The sequence below is a fragment of the Rhodoferax ferrireducens genome, from assembly GCF_003347515.1.
Classification (GTDB): domain Bacteria; phylum Pseudomonadota; class Gammaproteobacteria; order Burkholderiales; family Burkholderiaceae_C; genus Rhodoferax.
In genome coordinates this window covers 1-371 of sequence record NZ_QEII01000192.1, presented here as the reverse complement: position 1 = coordinate 371, position 371 = coordinate 1, and the positions used below count along the sequence as shown (strand labels likewise).

Sequence of the window (371 nt, the reverse complement as noted above, 5' to 3'; positions counted from 1 at the left end):
CGCGTGCGCATTCCGGAGCAGGCGCACAAATACCCGAGCCAGCTCTCGGGCGGCCAGCAGCAGCGCGTGGCGATTGCGCGCGCCCTGTGCATGACGCCCAAGATCATGCTGTTTGACGAACCCACCTCCGCGCTCGACCCGGAGATGGTCAAGGAAGTGCTGGACACCATGGTGAGCCTGGCCGAAGAGGGCATGACCATGCTGTGCGTGACGCACGAAATGGGCTTTGCCCGCAGCGTGGCGGATCGCGTGATCTTCATGGCGAATGGCCAGATCATCGAGCAGGCGCCGCCGCAGCAGTTCTTCAGCAACCCGCAGCACGAAACGACGCGGAGCTTTTTGGGGCAGATTTTGAATTCGCAGCATGCGCA

At 62.8% G+C, this 371-nt stretch carries 1 protein-coding gene; it reads left to right on the top strand.

Translation table 11 applies throughout. From position 1 onward, the window contains the following. The coding region (locus C5P05_RS02130) for an amino acid ABC transporter ATP-binding protein (RefSeq protein ID WP_157979185.1) at positions 1 to 371 on the top strand (371 nt) is incomplete at both ends.